Source organism: Tenacibaculum sp. SG-28 (assembly GCF_002954385.1).
Taxonomy (GTDB): Bacteria; Bacteroidota; Bacteroidia; order Flavobacteriales; family Flavobacteriaceae; genus Polaribacter.
Window position 1 is genome coordinate 83,420 of sequence record NZ_MQVY01000003.1, and the last position, 16,432, is coordinate 99,851.

Annotated in this window: 13 protein-coding genes, 1 tRNA gene and 3 pseudogenes; 9 read left to right on the plus strand and 8 right to left on the minus strand. The window is 33.7% G+C overall.

From position 1 onward, the window contains the following. Positions 1-1,158 precede the first annotated feature (1,158 nt). From truA to BSU00_RS08560, 3 genes are all read left to right on the plus strand, one after another. Positions 1,159-1,893, plus strand: coding sequence for a tRNA pseudouridine(38-40) synthase TruA (truA, locus tag BSU00_RS08550; RefSeq protein WP_105004006.1), 735 nt, complete (start codon positions 1,159-1,161; stop codon positions 1,891-1,893). After that, positions 1,893-3,656, plus strand: a complete 1,764-nt coding sequence (locus tag BSU00_RS08555; protein WP_105004007.1) for an ABC transporter ATP-binding protein — start codon at positions 1,893-1,895, stop codon at positions 3,654-3,656. The genes truA and BSU00_RS08555 overlap by 1 nt, the downstream gene beginning before the upstream one ends. Positions 3,657-3,744: 88 nt before the next feature. After that, entirely contained in the window at positions 3,745-4,155 is a 411-nt protein-coding gene (locus BSU00_RS08560; protein WP_105004008.1) for a hypothetical protein, read from the plus strand. A 47-nt stretch (positions 4,156-4,202) separates the two neighbouring features. Here the strand turns inward: BSU00_RS08560 and cdaA are convergent, their stop codons facing one another. The 3 genes from cdaA to BSU00_RS08575 form a co-directional block, all read right to left on the minus strand. Further along, complete coding sequence (gene cdaA / locus BSU00_RS08565) at positions 4,203-4,985, minus strand: diadenylate cyclase CdaA (RefSeq protein ID WP_105004009.1); 783 nt, start codon at positions 4,983-4,985, stop codon at positions 4,203-4,205. 162 nt (positions 4,986-5,147) lie between these two features. After that, entirely contained in the window at positions 5,148-5,966 is an 819-nt protein-coding gene (folP, locus tag BSU00_RS08570; protein WP_105004010.1) for a dihydropteroate synthase, read from the minus strand. Then, positions 5,967-6,554, minus strand: a complete 588-nt coding sequence (locus BSU00_RS08575; protein WP_105004011.1) for a TIGR00730 family Rossman fold protein — start codon at positions 6,552-6,554, stop codon at positions 5,967-5,969. 86 nt (positions 6,555-6,640) lie between these two features. Here BSU00_RS08575 and BSU00_RS08580 point away from each other — a divergent pair. From BSU00_RS08580 to BSU00_RS08595, 4 genes and pseudogenes are all read left to right on the plus strand, one after another. Continuing rightward, positions 6,641-7,185, plus strand: a pseudogene (locus BSU00_RS08580) (DUF1599 domain-containing protein). A gap of 24 nt (positions 7,186-7,209) precedes the next feature. Then, positions 7,210-8,211 carry a DoxX family protein gene (locus BSU00_RS08585; protein ID WP_105004012.1) on the plus strand — a complete coding sequence of 334 codons (1,002 nt, stop codon included), beginning with the start codon at positions 7,210-7,212 and terminating at the stop codon, positions 8,209-8,211. A 20-nt stretch (positions 8,212-8,231) separates the two neighbouring features. Next, entirely contained in the window at positions 8,232-8,603 is a 372-nt protein-coding gene (gene crcB, locus BSU00_RS08590) for a fluoride efflux transporter CrcB (RefSeq protein WP_105004013.1), read from the plus strand. Between the two features lies 1 nt (position 8,604). Further along, positions 8,605-9,309 (plus strand): crotonase/enoyl-CoA hydratase family protein, encoded by a 705-nt coding sequence (locus BSU00_RS08595; RefSeq protein ID WP_105004014.1) that lies wholly within the window; start codon positions 8,605-8,607, stop codon positions 9,307-9,309. 6 nt (positions 9,310-9,315) lie between these two features. Here the strand turns inward: BSU00_RS08595 and BSU00_RS14055 are convergent. Further along, positions 9,316-9,929: pseudogene (locus BSU00_RS14055) on the minus strand (DUF1684 domain-containing protein). A gap of 433 nt (positions 9,930-10,362) precedes the next feature. On the opposite strand from BSU00_RS14055, the gene BSU00_RS08605 reads away from it, so the two are divergent. Further along, a complete protein-coding gene (locus BSU00_RS08605) occupies positions 10,363-10,593 on the plus strand; it encodes a hypothetical protein (RefSeq protein WP_105004015.1) in 231 nt (76 codons plus the stop codon). 121 nt (positions 10,594-10,714) lie between these two features. Then, a tRNA-Pro gene (locus BSU00_RS08610) sits at positions 10,715-10,789 on the plus strand. Between the two features lie 62 nt (positions 10,790-10,851). Here the strand turns inward: BSU00_RS08610 and BSU00_RS08615 are convergent. The 4 genes and pseudogenes from BSU00_RS08615 to nagB form a co-directional block, all read right to left on the minus strand. Continuing rightward, positions 10,852-11,733 (minus strand): BadF/BadG/BcrA/BcrD ATPase family protein, encoded by an 882-nt coding sequence (locus BSU00_RS08615; RefSeq protein ID WP_105004016.1) that lies wholly within the window; start codon positions 11,731-11,733, stop codon positions 10,852-10,854. A gap of 194 nt (positions 11,734-11,927) precedes the next feature. Beyond that, positions 11,928-13,966: pseudogene (locus BSU00_RS14060) on the minus strand (beta-N-acetylhexosaminidase). Positions 13,967-13,978: 12 nt separating this feature from the next. Next, a complete protein-coding gene (locus BSU00_RS08625) occupies positions 13,979-14,416 on the minus strand; it encodes a hypothetical protein (RefSeq protein WP_105004017.1) in 438 nt (145 codons plus the stop codon). A 2-nt stretch (positions 14,417-14,418) separates the two neighbouring features. Next, positions 14,419-16,335, minus strand: coding sequence for a glucosamine-6-phosphate deaminase (gene nagB, locus BSU00_RS08630; RefSeq protein ID WP_105004222.1), 1,917 nt, complete (start codon positions 16,333-16,335; stop codon positions 14,419-14,421). Between the last annotated feature and the right edge of the window lie 97 nt (positions 16,336-16,432).

Consider the following 16,432-nt stretch of genomic DNA (forward strand, 5'->3'; position numbering starts at 1 on the left):
TTATATAGCTAAGTTACAAGGAATATATACAATACCAATTAACAAAAGTTTATCTGAAGTCCCATTTGGAATACTTTTTTGCTACTTAGGAAAAATCAAAATATTTTTAAAGCACTAGCAAAATAAAACAAGTAAAAAGGATACTCCATCTTAAAGTAATTACCAAAACAGATAGTATAATAAAAAATAAACTCGCATGTAGTATTGCGAGTTTACCTTTAAGGGGAAGACTTATGGGGGATTGTTGTCTTATATATCTAAGTTACTAAGAATACAGAGAACACTAATTAACAAAGGTTTATCTGAAGATTCATTTGGAATACTTTTTTGCTATTTAGGAAAAAACCACATATTATTAAGGTGATAGCGAAATAAAACTAGTAAAAAAGGTTCGTCTTTATTAAAGTAATCACCATAACATATATAGGTATAATAAAAAATAAACTCGCATGTAGTATTGCGAGTTTACCTTTAAGGGGAAGACTTACGGGGGGATTGTTGTCTTATAAATTTAAAGATACCGAAAATAAATACTAGTTCCATTAACAAAGGTTTATAGGGATTCCAATATGCTTTCAAAAACAGCCCTGGTAAAAAAACAAACTCGTAACGAGCGTTACGAGTTTTGTATAAGAGGAAGACTTACGGGGGGTATTGTCTTATACGTTAAAAATACTTCAAACAATAAAGCCATAACTAAACAAAGGTTTACTTGAGCCTTTATTTGGAATACTTTTTAGCTATTTGGGAAAAAACAACATTTTTTAAAGCACTAGCAAAATGAAACCATAAAAAAAAGGACACTTCATCATAAAGTAATAACCAAAACAGATCGTATACCAAATAAATAAACTCGCATGTAGTGTTGCGAGTTTACCTTAAAGGAGAAGACATATGGGAGATATTGTCTAGTATATATGAGTTACCAAGAATACAAGAAATACCGATTAACAAAAGTTTATAAAATGTAAAACGTAGAACAATACTAAAATCTAAAACCATATAAATGACTGTGATTTTCTGTGATAGGTTTTGATAAAATATCAAGAAAGTATTTTAATTAAAGAAACGATACACTCTTCAAATAAATAAAACAATAATTATATTATCTAAGCAATGAATAAAAATCCATAATTTAGCATTCTAAATTTCAATTTCTTGAGATATTTTATTGAATTTTCATATAACGGAAAAAATTATCATGGTTGGCAAATACAACCGAATGCCATTACCATTCAGGAAAAAATCAACAGTGGAATATCCACTATTTTACAAAAAGAGGTTTCCGTTGTAGGCGCAGGGAGAACAGATACCGGAGTTCATGCCATACAAATGTTTGCCCATTTTGATATTCCAAATGCATTACCCAAAGACTTTTGTTATAAGTTAAATGCAATTTTACCAAATGATATTGTAATTCGGGATGTATTCTTAGTTTCTGATGAAGCCCATGCTCGTTTTGACGCAACCAGTAGAAGTTATGAGTATCGAATCTGGCTTGGAAGAAATCCATTTATGTTAGATACAACCTGGCAAATTCAGTATAAAAATATTAATTTCCACATGATGAATGAAGCGGCAAAAATACTGTATGAATACAAAGATTTCCAATGCTTTTCAAAAGTAAAAACAGACGTACATACCTTTATATGCTCTGTGAAAAAGGCAGAGTGGAAACTTGACCAAGACTCTCTTATTTTTTATATTACAGCAGACCGATTTTTAAGAAATATGGTTAGAGCCATTGTAGGTACCTTATTAGATGTTGGTCTAGGAAAAATTAGCTTGGTGAAATTTAGAGAAATAATAGAAAGTAAAAATAGAAGCAATGCTGGAGCTTCGGTACCTGCGAAAGGTTTATTTTTAACAAACGTAGCATATACATATTTATAGTGAGTACAAAATCAGGAAAAGCATTTGACATAAAAATTTTTTCAAGACTAATGAGTTTTGCAAAAAAGTATAGACTAAAGTTTGGGATAGCTATAGTTTCAACAATTTTGTTAGCAATTACTGCAGCAGCAGACCCGTACATATTAATTTATACCATAGATAATTTTACAGAAACTAAAAGTCTAAACAATCTTTTTAATAATATTATACTACTTTTTGTGGTATTACTTGCACAAGTTCTACTACAATTTTTATTTATTTATTATGCAAACTGGGTTGGTCAGCACATCATTAAGGATTTAAGAGCAAAAACATTTCGAAAAATACTAGATTTCAAAATGGGGTATTTCGATAACAATTCTGTTGGTAAACTAGTAACAAGAGTTGTTTCTGATATTGAAACTATTGCTGCTTTTTTTACGCAGGGTGTTTTTATGATTGTTAGTGATATTTTAAAAATGCTTATTGTTACTGTTTTAATGTTCGTCATTAATTGGAAGTTGGCATTAATTGCATTAGCTGTTTTACCGATTTTAATCTATGCAACGAAACTTTTTCAAATTGCCATTAAAGCAACATTTCAAGATGTAAGAAATCAAGTAGCGAACCTCAATGGTTTTATTCAGGAAAGAGTTACAGGTATGAAAATCGTACAACTTTTTAACCGTGAAAAAATTGAATATGAGAATTTTATTAGCATCAACGACAAACATAAAAAAGCACATATTAAAACTGTTTGGTACTACTCGATATTTTTTCCAATTGCTGAAATATTGTCCTCTATTGCTATTGGATTAATTGTTTGGTTTGGTGGTCTTATGGTCGTGGAAGGCAACAGTATTGAATTGGCTACTATTATCGGTTTTATAAAAATGGCACAAATGCTTTTTCGTCCTCTTCGACAGATTGCCGATAAATTTAACCAACTACAAATGGGTATTGTTTCTGGTGAAAGAGTTTTTGCAATAATTGATACAGAAAGTTCCATAACTAAGCATGGTAATAAGGAAGCAGATACTATAAAAGGAAAAATTTCTTTTGAAGATGTTCATTTTAGCTACATCAAGGGAGACGAAGTATTGAAAGGAATTAACTTTTCCGTAGAAAAAGGAGAAACTGTTGCTATCGTTGGCGCAACCGGAGCAGGAAAGTCAACGATTATCAATCTAATTAGTAGATTCTACGAAATTGATAGTGGTACTATTACGGTAGACGATGTTGAAGTATCTGAGTATAATGTCAATTCGCTTCGAAAAAAAGTAGCAATAGTACTGCAAGATGTCTTTCTATTTTCAGACAGTATCTTAAATAATATTACTTTAAACAATACTGATATTACTGAGGAGGAAGTAAAAAAAGCTGCCCAACAAATCGGAATTCACGACTTTATAATGACACTTCCTAATGGATATGATTATAATGTTAAAGAAAGAGGTGCTATGCTCTCCTCTGGGCAAAGACAATTAATTGCCTTTTTAAGAGCCTATGTTAGTAAACCGAGTATTCTTATTTTAGACGAGGCCACCTCTTCTGTAGATTCGCATGCCGAGCAAATGATTCAGTATGCAACAGACCAAATAACTAAAGATAGAACTTCCATTATTATTGCGCATAGACTTGCTACAATTCAAAAAGCGGATACCATTATTGTTATGGACAAGGGTACTATCGTTGAAAAAGGAAGTCATAAAGAATTACTTAAAAAAGAAAACGGATTCTACAAGAATCTTCATGACAAACAATTCAGCAAGGAAATTGTATGATAAAATTTGTTAATATCTGCCAAAGTATTACATTTGTTTTTATTAACTATTAATTTTTGAAAAACATGAAAAACTAGTTTTATCTTTAGTGGTAGCTAGCTCTTTATTAGCAACTTCTTGTAAAAATGCAAAAGAAGAAACAAAAGAAGCCGTTGAAACAGTAAAAGAAGTAACTACTGATGCTGCTGAAGCTACAAGTGAGGCCGTTAAAGAAGCTGCTGATAAAACAGCTGAGGCTGTAGAATCTGCCATAGAAGGCATTACGATTCCAAGTTTTGACAACGAAGAAGTGGATACATATTTAAAAGAGTACTCAGCATACGCTAGTGATTATATCGAAGCAAAAGGAGATGTTGTAAAAAATACTGATCTTGCTAAAAAAGGTGTAGAATTATCTAAAAAAGGAAGCGAAATTGTTAAGAATTTAGATGAGGAAACTGCTAAAAAATTCAATCAAGTAATGAGTGAAATTCAAGCAAAAATGGCACCTGCCAAATAATTTTCACAAAAAAATTTTACAAAGAGTCTCTCCTTAGAGACTCTTTTTTATGCCATTGTATCTTCTTGAACCCTTTTCAGCAGGGCATCGGTAGATTCATACAAAACAAAACCGCCATCTTTGATATACGAAATCTCTCCGGTTTCCTCAGAGACACATAAACAAATAGCATCCGTCTTTTCAGTAACTCCAATTGCAGCGCGATGTCGTAACCCAAATCTTGAGGGAATCTGTGTATTATCGGAAATAGGTAAAATAACACGAGTGGCAATAATGTAATTATCGCGAATAATAGTTGCTCCGTCGTGCAAAGGGCTATTTTTATAAAATATACTTTGAATTATTGCCTGATTTAATAAAGCGTTCATGGCATCTCCCGTATTTACTAAAAAATCTAAGTTATTTGTTCTCTCAATGACAATTAATGCTCCTGTTTTGGTTTTAGATAATTGCAAGCAAGAATTAATGATTGTTTCCGTATCCATTTCCGAAGTTATTTCAGATTTCAAAAATTTCAACTGGTTTAAAAAGCCGCTACGTGCAGAAAAATTAGTAGTCCCTATCATTAACAAGAACTTTCTTATTTCTTGCTGAAATACAATTATTAAGGCAATGACACCTCCGGAAAGTAAATATCCTAAAATCCCACTTAACATCTCCATATGCAATGCTTGTGTGATTTTCCAAATGATAAATATAAATGCAATTCCAATAAAAATATTGATGGCAACAGTTCCTTTTAACAACTTATAAATGTAGTATAGCAAGGCAGCTACAAGTATAATATCCAATACATCAAGAAAAGAAAAATCAATAAAACTAAAATCCATGCAAAATCAGGTATTTGTGTAAATGTACTCATTTTTAGAAACAAACTTCAACCAAAATGATTCTATCTGCCAAGTATACGACTCCGAAAAAACTCCTAGACCTAACAGGACAATAGATATTTTTCTTAAAAATATTTTGCGGTTCATTTTTTCAATCCAATTTTACAACTGGTTATATAAAGTTACAACTTCCACAGCTTCCTTAACATCATGTACACGTAAAATATTAGCCCCATTAAGCACTGCCACAGTATTGGCAACACTGGTGGCATTTAATGCCTCTGCTGCTGTAATGTCTAGGGTTTTATACAGCATCGATTTTCTAGAAAGACCAGCCAAAATAGGTACCTCTAGATTTTTAAATAAGTGTAGTTTTCTTAGAAGTTCAAAATTATGGGGAATTGTTTTTCCAAAACCGAATCCTACATCGATAATTACATCGGCAACTTGAAGTTTCGATAACTTTTCGATTTGTGTAGAAAAAAAAGAAATCAGTTCTGTAACAACATTGGTATACGTTGGATTTATTTGCATGTTTTGTGGTGTTCCTTTCATGTGCATCAAAATATAAGGAACCTTAAGATGGGAAACGGTAGAGAACATATTTTCATCCATATTCCCACCTGAAATATCATTAATTATAGATGCTCCTACGCCAACCGTTTCAGAAGCTACTTTACTTCTAAATGTATCTACGGATAGTACCGTATTTGAAAACTCATCCGCTATTAATTTCACTACAGGAACAACTCGTTGTAATTCTTGCTCCTCGGAGACAAAAGACGCTCCAGGACGAGAGGAATATCCTCCTACATCAATAAATGTAGCTCCTTCTCGCAGCATTTTTTCGGTTTGTTGCAGTATTTGCTTTGCACTTTTATAGCTACCTCCATCGTAAAAAGAATCTGGCGTTATATTTAAAACCCCCATTACCTTGGGTGTGCTCAAATCAATTAAATTACCGTTACAATTAATCGTCATTTATCGAACTACTTTATTTATAATATTTACCTTATTTGGGCTCTTATACGAATTAATCTTTTTCATTAGGCCAGCTACAGTTTCTTCTGTAAGTACCAGGGCTCTACTTTCTGGTTTTAAAAACCCTTCTGTAACCATTAGATCTAATTGTCTTAGCAAAGGGTTAAAAAAACCATTGACATTTAAAAGTCCTACTGGTTTTTGCTCAATTTGAAGCTGTTGTAATGTTAATACTTCAAATATTTCATCTAAGGTTCCAAAGCCACCTGGCAAGGTTATGTATGCATCTACAATTTTACTCATTACTACTTTTCTCTCGCTCATGGTTTTGGTTACAATAATTTCAGACAGTCCGTCATGAACAACTTCTTCTACCTTTAATAGATCCGGAATAACGCCAACAACTTTTCCTTTTTCAGCCAACATAGTATCTGCTAGAACTCCCATTAAACCTACTTTTCCACCGCCAAAAACCAACTGTATATTATGTGTCACAAAATATTTACCTAGTGCAACTGCCGCTTCCCCATATACCGAATTATAGCCTTTACTGGAGCCACAAAAAACAACTATACTTTTACCTTTCATAAAATATCTAACTAAAATATTTAGTAAAAATAAAGGAAAACCTAATTGAATTGTTATTTTTACCTTATTATTTCATAAAATTACCAATGGAAAATACCTCAACGCAATACGATTCTGTCATTCATACTTGTAGAAGTTATTCGTTAAAAAAATGTCAGATTACGGAAGTGCATGGCGAATTTTACGATTGCCGTCGCTAACCGATCAGATTTTTATTAAAGCACAACGAATTAGGCAATTACAAGAAAATGAAGTACGAAAGGTAAATGAAGGAGAAAAGTCTGAATTTATTGGTATTATCAACTATGCAATAATGGCCCTAATTCAATTAGAGCTGGGCGTCGTAGAACAACCAGATCTTTCCACCGAGGAAGCTACAACTTTCTACGACAAACACATTAGTACAACCAAAGAATTAATGGAAAACAAAAATCACGATTATGGTGAAGCATGGAGAGAAATGCGGGTTTCATCTCTTACAGACTTAATTTTACAAAAACTATTGCGGGTTAAACAAATTGAAGACAACCAAGGAAAAACGATCGTTTCTGAAGGCATAGATGCAAATTACCAAGATATGATTAATTATGCGGTATTTGCACTTATACATCATCAAGAATCTACCCATTAATTAATTCTAAAACACCCCTTTTTTATGTTTTTAAAAAATGTAACGCATATTTCAAGACTACTAGTTGGCTTATTATTTATTTATTCTGGTTTTGTAAAACTGATAGACCCCATTGGTTCGCAGTATAAATTTGAGGAATATTTCAACGAAGATGTGCTTAACTTAGAGTTTTTAATTCCGTTCGCTTTACCCTTTTCTGTGCTGTTAATTGTCGTAGAGTTAGCACTGGGGGTTATGCTTCTTGTGGGATACAAACCAAAATTAACCGTTTGGAGTTTATTTGGGCTCAATACTATTTTTCTTTTCCTAACCTGGTATTCGTATACCTACAATAAAGTGACCGATTGTGGATGCTTCGGAGATGCAATTAAACTAACTCCGGGAGAAACCTTCTACAAAAATATCGTTTTCATGATATTCATTGTTGTTCTAATTCTTGGTCTCAAATATATAAAACCGATATTCTCTGTAAAATTCGCAAGTATTGCAACCTATGGTTCTGTATTTATTTCCTTAGGAATAGTGTATTATGTTTTAACCCATTTACCAATTATTGATTTTAGAGCTTATGCCGTTGGAACCAATATCGCTGAGGGTATGGAGTACCAAGAAAACAGCGATGAAGCACCTCCTATTCACGATTTTGAAATTGGAACGGTAGACGGAGATAAATTGGAGGAAATGTTACAAAAAGAAAAAGCACTTTTGGTTTTCATGACTACAATAAATAAAGCTAGCAAAGAGGGTTTACATGCGGTATCTAAAATTGCTAGTACTGCAAAAAATAAAGGATATAGCATCTATGTTTTAACCTCCGATATCATGATGGCTGATGTAATTTACGAGCAAAATTTTGAAGCGTTAAACAAATTCAAAAAAGAGTATAATTTACCGTATACCTTCGGAAGTTGTGATGAAAAGGCTATAAAAACTGCCATTCGTGCCAACCCAGGAGTAATGACAGTTCATAAAGGTGTTATTTCGGGTAAATGGAATTGGACAGACGCAGAGGATGTGAGCCTTTAATACTAAACCTTAATACAATAATGAAACAATTATTTTTGATATTTGTAGGAGGCGGAACAGGTAGCATATTACGGTATGTATTGGGCAAATTATTAAATAACTCGAAGACAGGAATTCCTTATGGGACTTTTGCTGCTAATATCTTAGGAAGTTTATTGATAGGTATTATTCTTGGGTTTGCAGCAAAAAGTGAATCTCTAACACAAAATCATACCTTATTACTAGCCACTGGATTTTGTGGAGGTTTTACTACTTTTTCTTCCTTTGCATACGAAAATCACGTTTTCTTAAAGTCTGGAGATTTTATGAGTTTTGCAATTTATACCGTGGCAAGTTTTATTATTGGATTCTTGGCAGTTTTTGGCGGTATATATCTAACAAAAATATTATAATATGAATGCATTGATACACTACAAAGAAGAAGAAAATTACGTACTTCTTTCTTTACAAAATGGTAAGGCAAACGCTATATCTCACGATGTAGTTACGGAATTAAACCACTGTTTAGACAAGGTCGAGAAAGCTGGAAAACCCGTTATTATAACCGGACAAAAGGGTATATTTTCTGCAGGGTACGACTTAGCTAGTATGACTAAATCTCCAGCATCTGCCTTAGAATTAGTAACCAAAGGCTCTACACTTTCTTTGCGAATGCTCTCGTTTCCATTACCCATAATTATTGCCTGTAACGGCCATGCTATCGCGAAAGGTGCCTTTCTTTTGTTGTCTGCAGACTATCGACTTGGTGTTTCAGGAGATTTTAAAATAGGATTAAATGAAGTCATGATAGGGATGACCATGCATAACGCTGGTATTGCAATCGCAGAAGCTAGGTTAGCACCAGTATACGTCGAAAGATGTGTGAACAATGCAGAAATATTTTCTCCAAAAGAAGCAATTTCAGCAGGATTCCTCGATAAAACTGTGCCGGAAGAACAGCTACTCCCAACGGCGATTAAAATAGCTGGTTTGTTTGGTAAATTAAATGGTCGTGCACATGCAGAAACCAAAAGGAAAGTTAGAGCAAAGCATATAAATAAACTTGAAAAAGCTATCGCACAAGATATTCAAGAAGGCCTAACTCCGCCATCGAAATAACTTAGATTATTGTTGTTTTTTAAAATCTTTTACTCCTGCTAAAATTTCTGTAGCAATGTAATTTTCTTTTGGAGGAATAGGACAAGAATACAAGTCATTATAGGCACAATATGGATTATACGCAGTATTAAAATCTATTTCTACAGTACCCGAAGGAGTTGTATCGCTTACTAAAACGTCAACATACCTTCCTCCTTGGTAAGTTGAAACACCATTAGATGCATCTAAAACGGTAAAAATAATTTATTTTTAGAGGTGGCACTTACAGCTTTATCTCTATAGATAACTAAAGAGAAACTCTGATTATCAATACGAAAGGTTACAATCCCATATTTTTCATATACCACAGTTCTTTTGGTAGTTGTGGGAAAATAATACAAGGGTGCATCAGGGGTTTTAGTTAGTATAGCAGTTACTTTATACTTAGGCTGAATTGGAAAAAAGTCTAGGGTTGTAAATTTTTTGAGATCTTTTTTTAACAATGGTGAGGTGCTGGCATCCTTAAACTCAGCATTTATTGCAATTTGAAAATCACTAGCACCGAGTACTTTTCTTTTTCCTCTTGAGGTATCACAAGAAACAAAAAGAATTATAAACAGTAAAATATTTAAAAACTTCATTTACAAATTTTGATAAATACAAATATAGAATACAAATAAATACGCCACACAAAAAACTTACATACAAAGAAAACCAAAATCTTAAATTTAAACTTGCAATAGAAAATAACCTACAATAAATATTACTTTTAGCACTAAAAAAACTGGTATTTACTTGATAAAAATTAAAACGTTTGTTATATTTGAGTACAACACGTTTAGAATTTCAATTATTTTAACGAAATATTCAATCGTTAATTAATTAAATTTATAAGTAAATAATATATTTTGATTGTTTTTTAACACAATAACATTCAAATTAAGCTATATTTGACCCCGTTTTTGGCACATATAATACAAAAACAGACGTTTGTGAATCATCTTCACAATAAGAAAAATTTTTCGATGTACTGCATGGAATTAGAAGATTAAAAAAATAAGAAAGGAGAATTATATGAATTTAGAATTAATTAGTAAAGCGGAAGAATTTGAACACAGAAAATTCAAATTTGTTACCACTAGTGATAGGATCCTGGCCTCAAGAGAAGCAAAGGCACTTATCCTTGAAATTAACGAGGTTTATAAAAAAACCAAAGACACCAATTTAATGGACATCATGAAACGTTTAACCGTAGTAAAACAACGTATCGACAAACGTTTAAAAGGAAAACCATTAACCGCCTAAACCTATCTAATAAAAACTAAACCTTACTTATGAGCATCAGTAAAATCAATTACTGTTCTTTTAAAATATTTATTTGTAAAAAATCTAGGAATATTCCTAGATTTTTTTAGTTTTGCCCCATCGGGATGTAGCTTAGTCCGGTTAAAGTGCTGGTCTGGGGGACCAGAGATCGAAGGTTCGAATCCTTTCATCCCGACTCTTTCTTCAAAAGAAATCTATTCCAAAAATAAACGAGACTAATCGATTATTTTTAAATAATTATCGCACGACATTATCTAAAAAAGCAACATCCTCTTTAAGAGTCTCAATAAAGGCAGTTAAAGGTCTTCTAATAAAGTTTTCGGGAGACTGCAACCCTCTTTTGGCTAATTCTGATGTTATGATATCTCTAGCATGATACCCAATTGAACCTATAAAATATAAAGGTACAGCTTCCAATTCATTTTTGTATTGTAGTAGTTGCCTGTCAATAAATTCAGAAATACACCCGGTAACAATTTTTTTTGCAAAAGGATGTTCTAAATTCTCAAACAAAAATCGGGCATATTTTGCCAAATACCTATTGGGTAATTTGGAACCATATAGCTTCCCAAGAACTTTATCGTCATGCAAATTAAATTCCTTTTCAAGAGAAAATTTAAGATCCTCTGGAAGTTCTCTGTAATAATAACTCTTTAATACTTCCTTCCCTAAATGGTTACCACTTCCCTCGTCCATTAAAATATACCCCATTGCTTTAACCCGCTGCTCCACGGAATCTCCGTTGTAGTAACAACAATTCGATCCTGTTCCTAAAATACAAACCACAGAAGGATCTTTGGAAGCCGCGAAAACCGCTAGCATTAGGTCTTCTTGAATAATCATCGAAGACACGTTAGGGAAAAAACCTTGAAAAGCACTTTCAATCTTTTGTTCCCCTTTCTTGTTGTTACAGCCTGCTCCAAAAAAGTATATAGAAGAAACAGCATCTTTATAATGGAGCATTTCCTTACAGTCATCAAGAATAGAATCGATATTTTTCTTTTTAAGAACCGAAGGATTGACACCTTTGGTTCGAATTCGTGTTACAATACTTTTATCTTCCTTTTTTAAAAGAATCCAGTCACATTTTGTGGATCCACTATCGGCAATTAAAATCATGATTTTTTATAACTATATTTTTGAATACAAAACGTTAGGGTTAAAATTAAATCAATACACCTCTATCTTGAATAATATTTACACACATTAAAAGAACAGCGATACAAAGACAAAAGCTTAGCATTGTAATTATTTCGCTCTTTAAAAAGATACAATATCGTTCGCAACAGCCATTAGTAGCGAAATATCAATAATTATTTGGCTTTAGCAATTAGACGTTCGAGGCCAGGAACAATAACTAATTCGGTATCTACAAGAGGCTCTTTCAATACGTCTAAATAAGCTTCCACTTGTTGTACATTTTTTGTTGAAATAGTTCCTTTAGAAAGCATCTCTACATAAAGTAATGATAGCTGCTCTAGGGTTTTGTAGTGCTCTGTAATATTGGAAACTATTGGATTTTGTGGAATAGCGCTAAAGTTCTGATAACCGTTTATCCAAGCGTTAAAATACTGTAATAATTTCTCTTTGGTTTCTTTGTTTGGTGCAGTTGTAAATGTTTCTGCTAATTTATTGAACAAATAGGCATCGGAGGCATCCGAAGAACAAGCGTCTGCAAAAAGTGTAAAAGGAGAAAAGGTTTGGTATTCTGTACCTCCTTTATTTCTAGTATAAATTTTTAGCGGTTCGTATATTTTCGTCAAAAGTAGCAACGAACTGATATCTCCTGACTTTGCTATATTTCGTAAGATGACATCCCTGTTTCTGTAATGGGTAATTCCAAATTCCTCTAACTGCATACTAATTGGTTCTAACCTAATACGCATGCTAGCAATATCGATAACCTCTTCAGGAGACCAAAATCGCTCAGCGATTGCAGCAGTTCTAGGCCATATTCTCGAATCAATAGTTAATGGCGTAACCAATTCTGACCACATCGTAACTTCACCTCCTAAAACACGTTTCTTTTCCTCGCTGGTTAAAGACTCTCCTCCTGTGGGATCATAAAGGTAATGATGGTTTACGGACTGCATTCGATCGATATAATAATCGTTAGACAAAACCGCATTATACCCTTCTTTAACTGCTTTAATTAAAGTTCCTTTTTCAAAACCTTCATTAACACCCCTCCAAGAGTGAATAACAGCTGTTTTTGGCATGTTTTTGGTCATGATTTCGTCCCAACCCATTAACTTTTTACCATATTTACTTAATATTTTTTGAAGTTTAATATTAAAATACGTCTGCAGCTCATGGTTGTTTTCGATTCCTTCTTTTTTCATAAACTTTTGAATCTCCTTATTTTGATCCAATGTTTACCTGCATTTTCATCACCTCCAATATGGAAATAAGCATCCGGGAATAAGGGAGCAAGTTCCCCAAAAAGAGTATCCAAAAAGTCATACACTTTTGGATTGATAGGGTTCAATGTTGGATGAAAAATACCAGAATTACGTTCGATGTTATACGTATATCCCGCTTTGCTTCCTAACTCTGGATAGGCCGTTAGTATCGCAGTTGCATGTCCGGGAACGTCAATCTCAGGAACTACTCTAATTCCTAAATTGTTCGCATAGGCTACGACCTCTTTAATTTGGTCATGGGTATAAAACAAGCCATCGGAAGCCGCTTCGTGTAGTTTTGGAAAAACATCAGACTGCACGCGATATCCTTGATCATCGGAAAGATGCCAATGAAAAACATTCATCTTCATAAAAGACATCGCATCCAAATTTCTTTTTAACACATCGATCGGATGAAAATGTCGTGAAACATCAATCATTAAACCTCTCCAAACAAAACGAGGGTTATCTTTAATAGCAACTCCCGGAATGTAGAAAGAATTTTTATCGAAACTTACCAACTGTAATAACGTTTGCAAGGCATGCATAGCTCCTAAATCCGTTTTGGCCGTAATTAAAACTTTTGAGTTTTCAACCGATAACGTGTATGACTCATCTACCTGTAAACCCAATTCCGCAACCGTATCAAAAGTAATACGAACGGTAGCGTCTTTGGTGTAAGCAATAGGAAATCCATTCGTAAGAAAAACCCCTGTTGAATTAGATATATTTCTAATAAATTTAGTCGAAGCCTTTAATAAGCGTTCAGAAGATTTATTGTACGTAACCGTAAAATCATTTGCAATAGTTACTTTATTATTATTTTTTACTATTTCTTTAGGCCAAGGCATTAAATTTAGGCCTTCTAAGGTTGTATCTTGGCCTTGTAGCTTTACAAAAAAGCATACAAAGAAAACAGTTAGTATTTTAAGAATGTTTGTATTCATCATAATCTTACATCTTTAAAGCCTTTTATAGACCTCAATAATTTTGTGGTCGACACCTAATTCTTCTATTTTTTCTATCCCAGAAATCGTAAGTGTGTCGTTGGCTATAGTTGCGTTAAATTCGAAAACTTTACCTTCCCATTCTCGGTAATTGAGAAATTCAACATATTCGGTATAGGTACCATTTTCAAAAGTATATTCCCCTCCACCTGCTACAAAAACAGGTAGGGAATCTTTTCCTTTATGCACATCATGCCGCAGGAATGCAAAATGTGTTCTATTAAAAATTTTAATTAATTTTTCATTTGCATGAACCGAAGAATAACTAGAATCTCCTTTATAAATACGGGCAGACAGTAATTCCCAAGAGCCAACAATAGTTTGTTTTTTTGTTTTTTCAACACAAGAAAAACACAGAGAAAACACTAAAACACACAAGAAACAGCTTCTCATCCCTAGAAGTAATAGCGCTTAAAAGCCTCAATTGCAGCATATTCTGCCATTCCTAAACTACGGTACTTTTCTGCAGTAAGTCGATTTCTATCCTCTGCACGAACCCAAAACTCTCTTGCATCATTCCCTTGGAACATTACATTATCCTTTTGCGATTGGTGGTAGAAAATAGCATGACGCTTTTTCAAAACCTGATCAGGACTCATAGGAACCGCCATGTCTATTTCATGCGGTTGCCATTCAAACCAAGCACCTCGATACAACCAAACCCAACAATCTTTCATATAAGATTCGGTCTTTAAAGCTTTTAAAGCCTCAAAAACGGCATCCAAGCATACTTTGTGTGTACCGTGAGGATCTGCCAAATCACCAGCAGCATAAATTTGATGCGGCTTAACAGACGCAATAAGCTCCGACATAATATCGATATCCATTTTGGATAAATTGTCTTTTTTAACTCTACCAGTTTCATAAAACGGTAGATTCAAGAAATGAACATTTTCATCCGGAACACCTAAATATCTGGTTGCTCCTAAAGATTCCGCTTTACGAATTTGCCCTTTGAGTTTTCGAACTTCATCTGTATCAATTTCATTGGGTTCCTTTGCAAGAATGGAAGCAATAATCGTATCGGTGAGATCTGAATTTGGTGCTAAAGTTTTAGAAACCTCTGCATAACGCAACGCATTATCATCGGAAACGGCAATATTTCCAGAAGTTTGGTACGCTATGTGTACTTCATGACCTTGCTCTACCAAACGATCAAAAGTACCTCCCATAGAAATAACATCATCGTCTGGATGCGGACTAAAAATAATAACGCGTTTCTTTTCTGGTGTCGCTCGTTCCGGACGATTGGAATCGTCGGCATTTGGCTTTCCTCCAGGCCATCCAGTAATCGTATGTTGTAACTCGTTAAACATTTTTATATTCAACTCGTAAGCACTTCCTTCTTCTACCAAAAGACTTGCCATACCATATTCGTTGTAATCTTTGTCCGTTAGTTTTAAAATAGGCTTACAAACCTTTTCACTCAACCAAAAAATAGCATTCTTTTTTAATTCATGCGTCCACACACAAGAAGTAACTAACCACGGGGTTTTAATTCTTGTTAATGCACTTGCAGCTTCTCTATCTAAAACAAAAGTTGCGTTTTGGTGATCCTGTAAATACGTAGCAGGAACCTGTGCAGAAATTTCTCCCTCAATGGTACGTTGTACTATTGGAGCTTTTCCTTCACCCCATGCAAGTAAAACAACTCGTTTCGCCTTTTTGATGGTACTAATACCCATAGTAATGGCTTTTTTAGGAACATTATCGATACCTAAAAAACTAGAAGCAGCATCTTCACGAGTAATATGGTCTAAGGTAATACTTCGCGTACTAGAATTAAAATGAGAACCAGGTTCGTTAAAACCAATATGCCCTGTTCGGCCAATTCCCAATAATTGAAAATCTAAGCCTCCTGCTTCCTTTATCTTTAATTCGTAATCGACACAATATTGGTAGACATCCTGTGGTAGAATTGTCCCGTCGGGAACGTGAACATTCTCTGGCAAAATATCAATATGATTAAACAAATGATCGTGCATGAAGTAATGGTAACTTTGAATATCTTCTGGCTGCATAGGCCAATACTCATCCAAGTTAAACGTAACTACATTGGCAAAACTCAAACCTTCTTCTCTGTGCATGCGCACCAGTTCTTCGTATACTTTTATAGGAGAAGACCCAGTTGCAAGACCCAACACACATTGTTGGTTATTTTTAGCTTTATCTCGAATTAAATCCGCAATTTCAGAAGCTACAATTTTAGAGGCTATTAGAGAATTATTAAAGATAACGTTGTGATTTTTTTCAAAACGAGTCTCCTCAAACTGCCCTATTGGTTGATATTTTATTTCTTTAAATTTTGACATAGTCATATTTTCAATACCTTAAAATGAATTGCATATGTAAATATAAATCCGAAGCAATTTTATCTCTATTTTTTTCGACTAAACGCTTTAAAAGAAC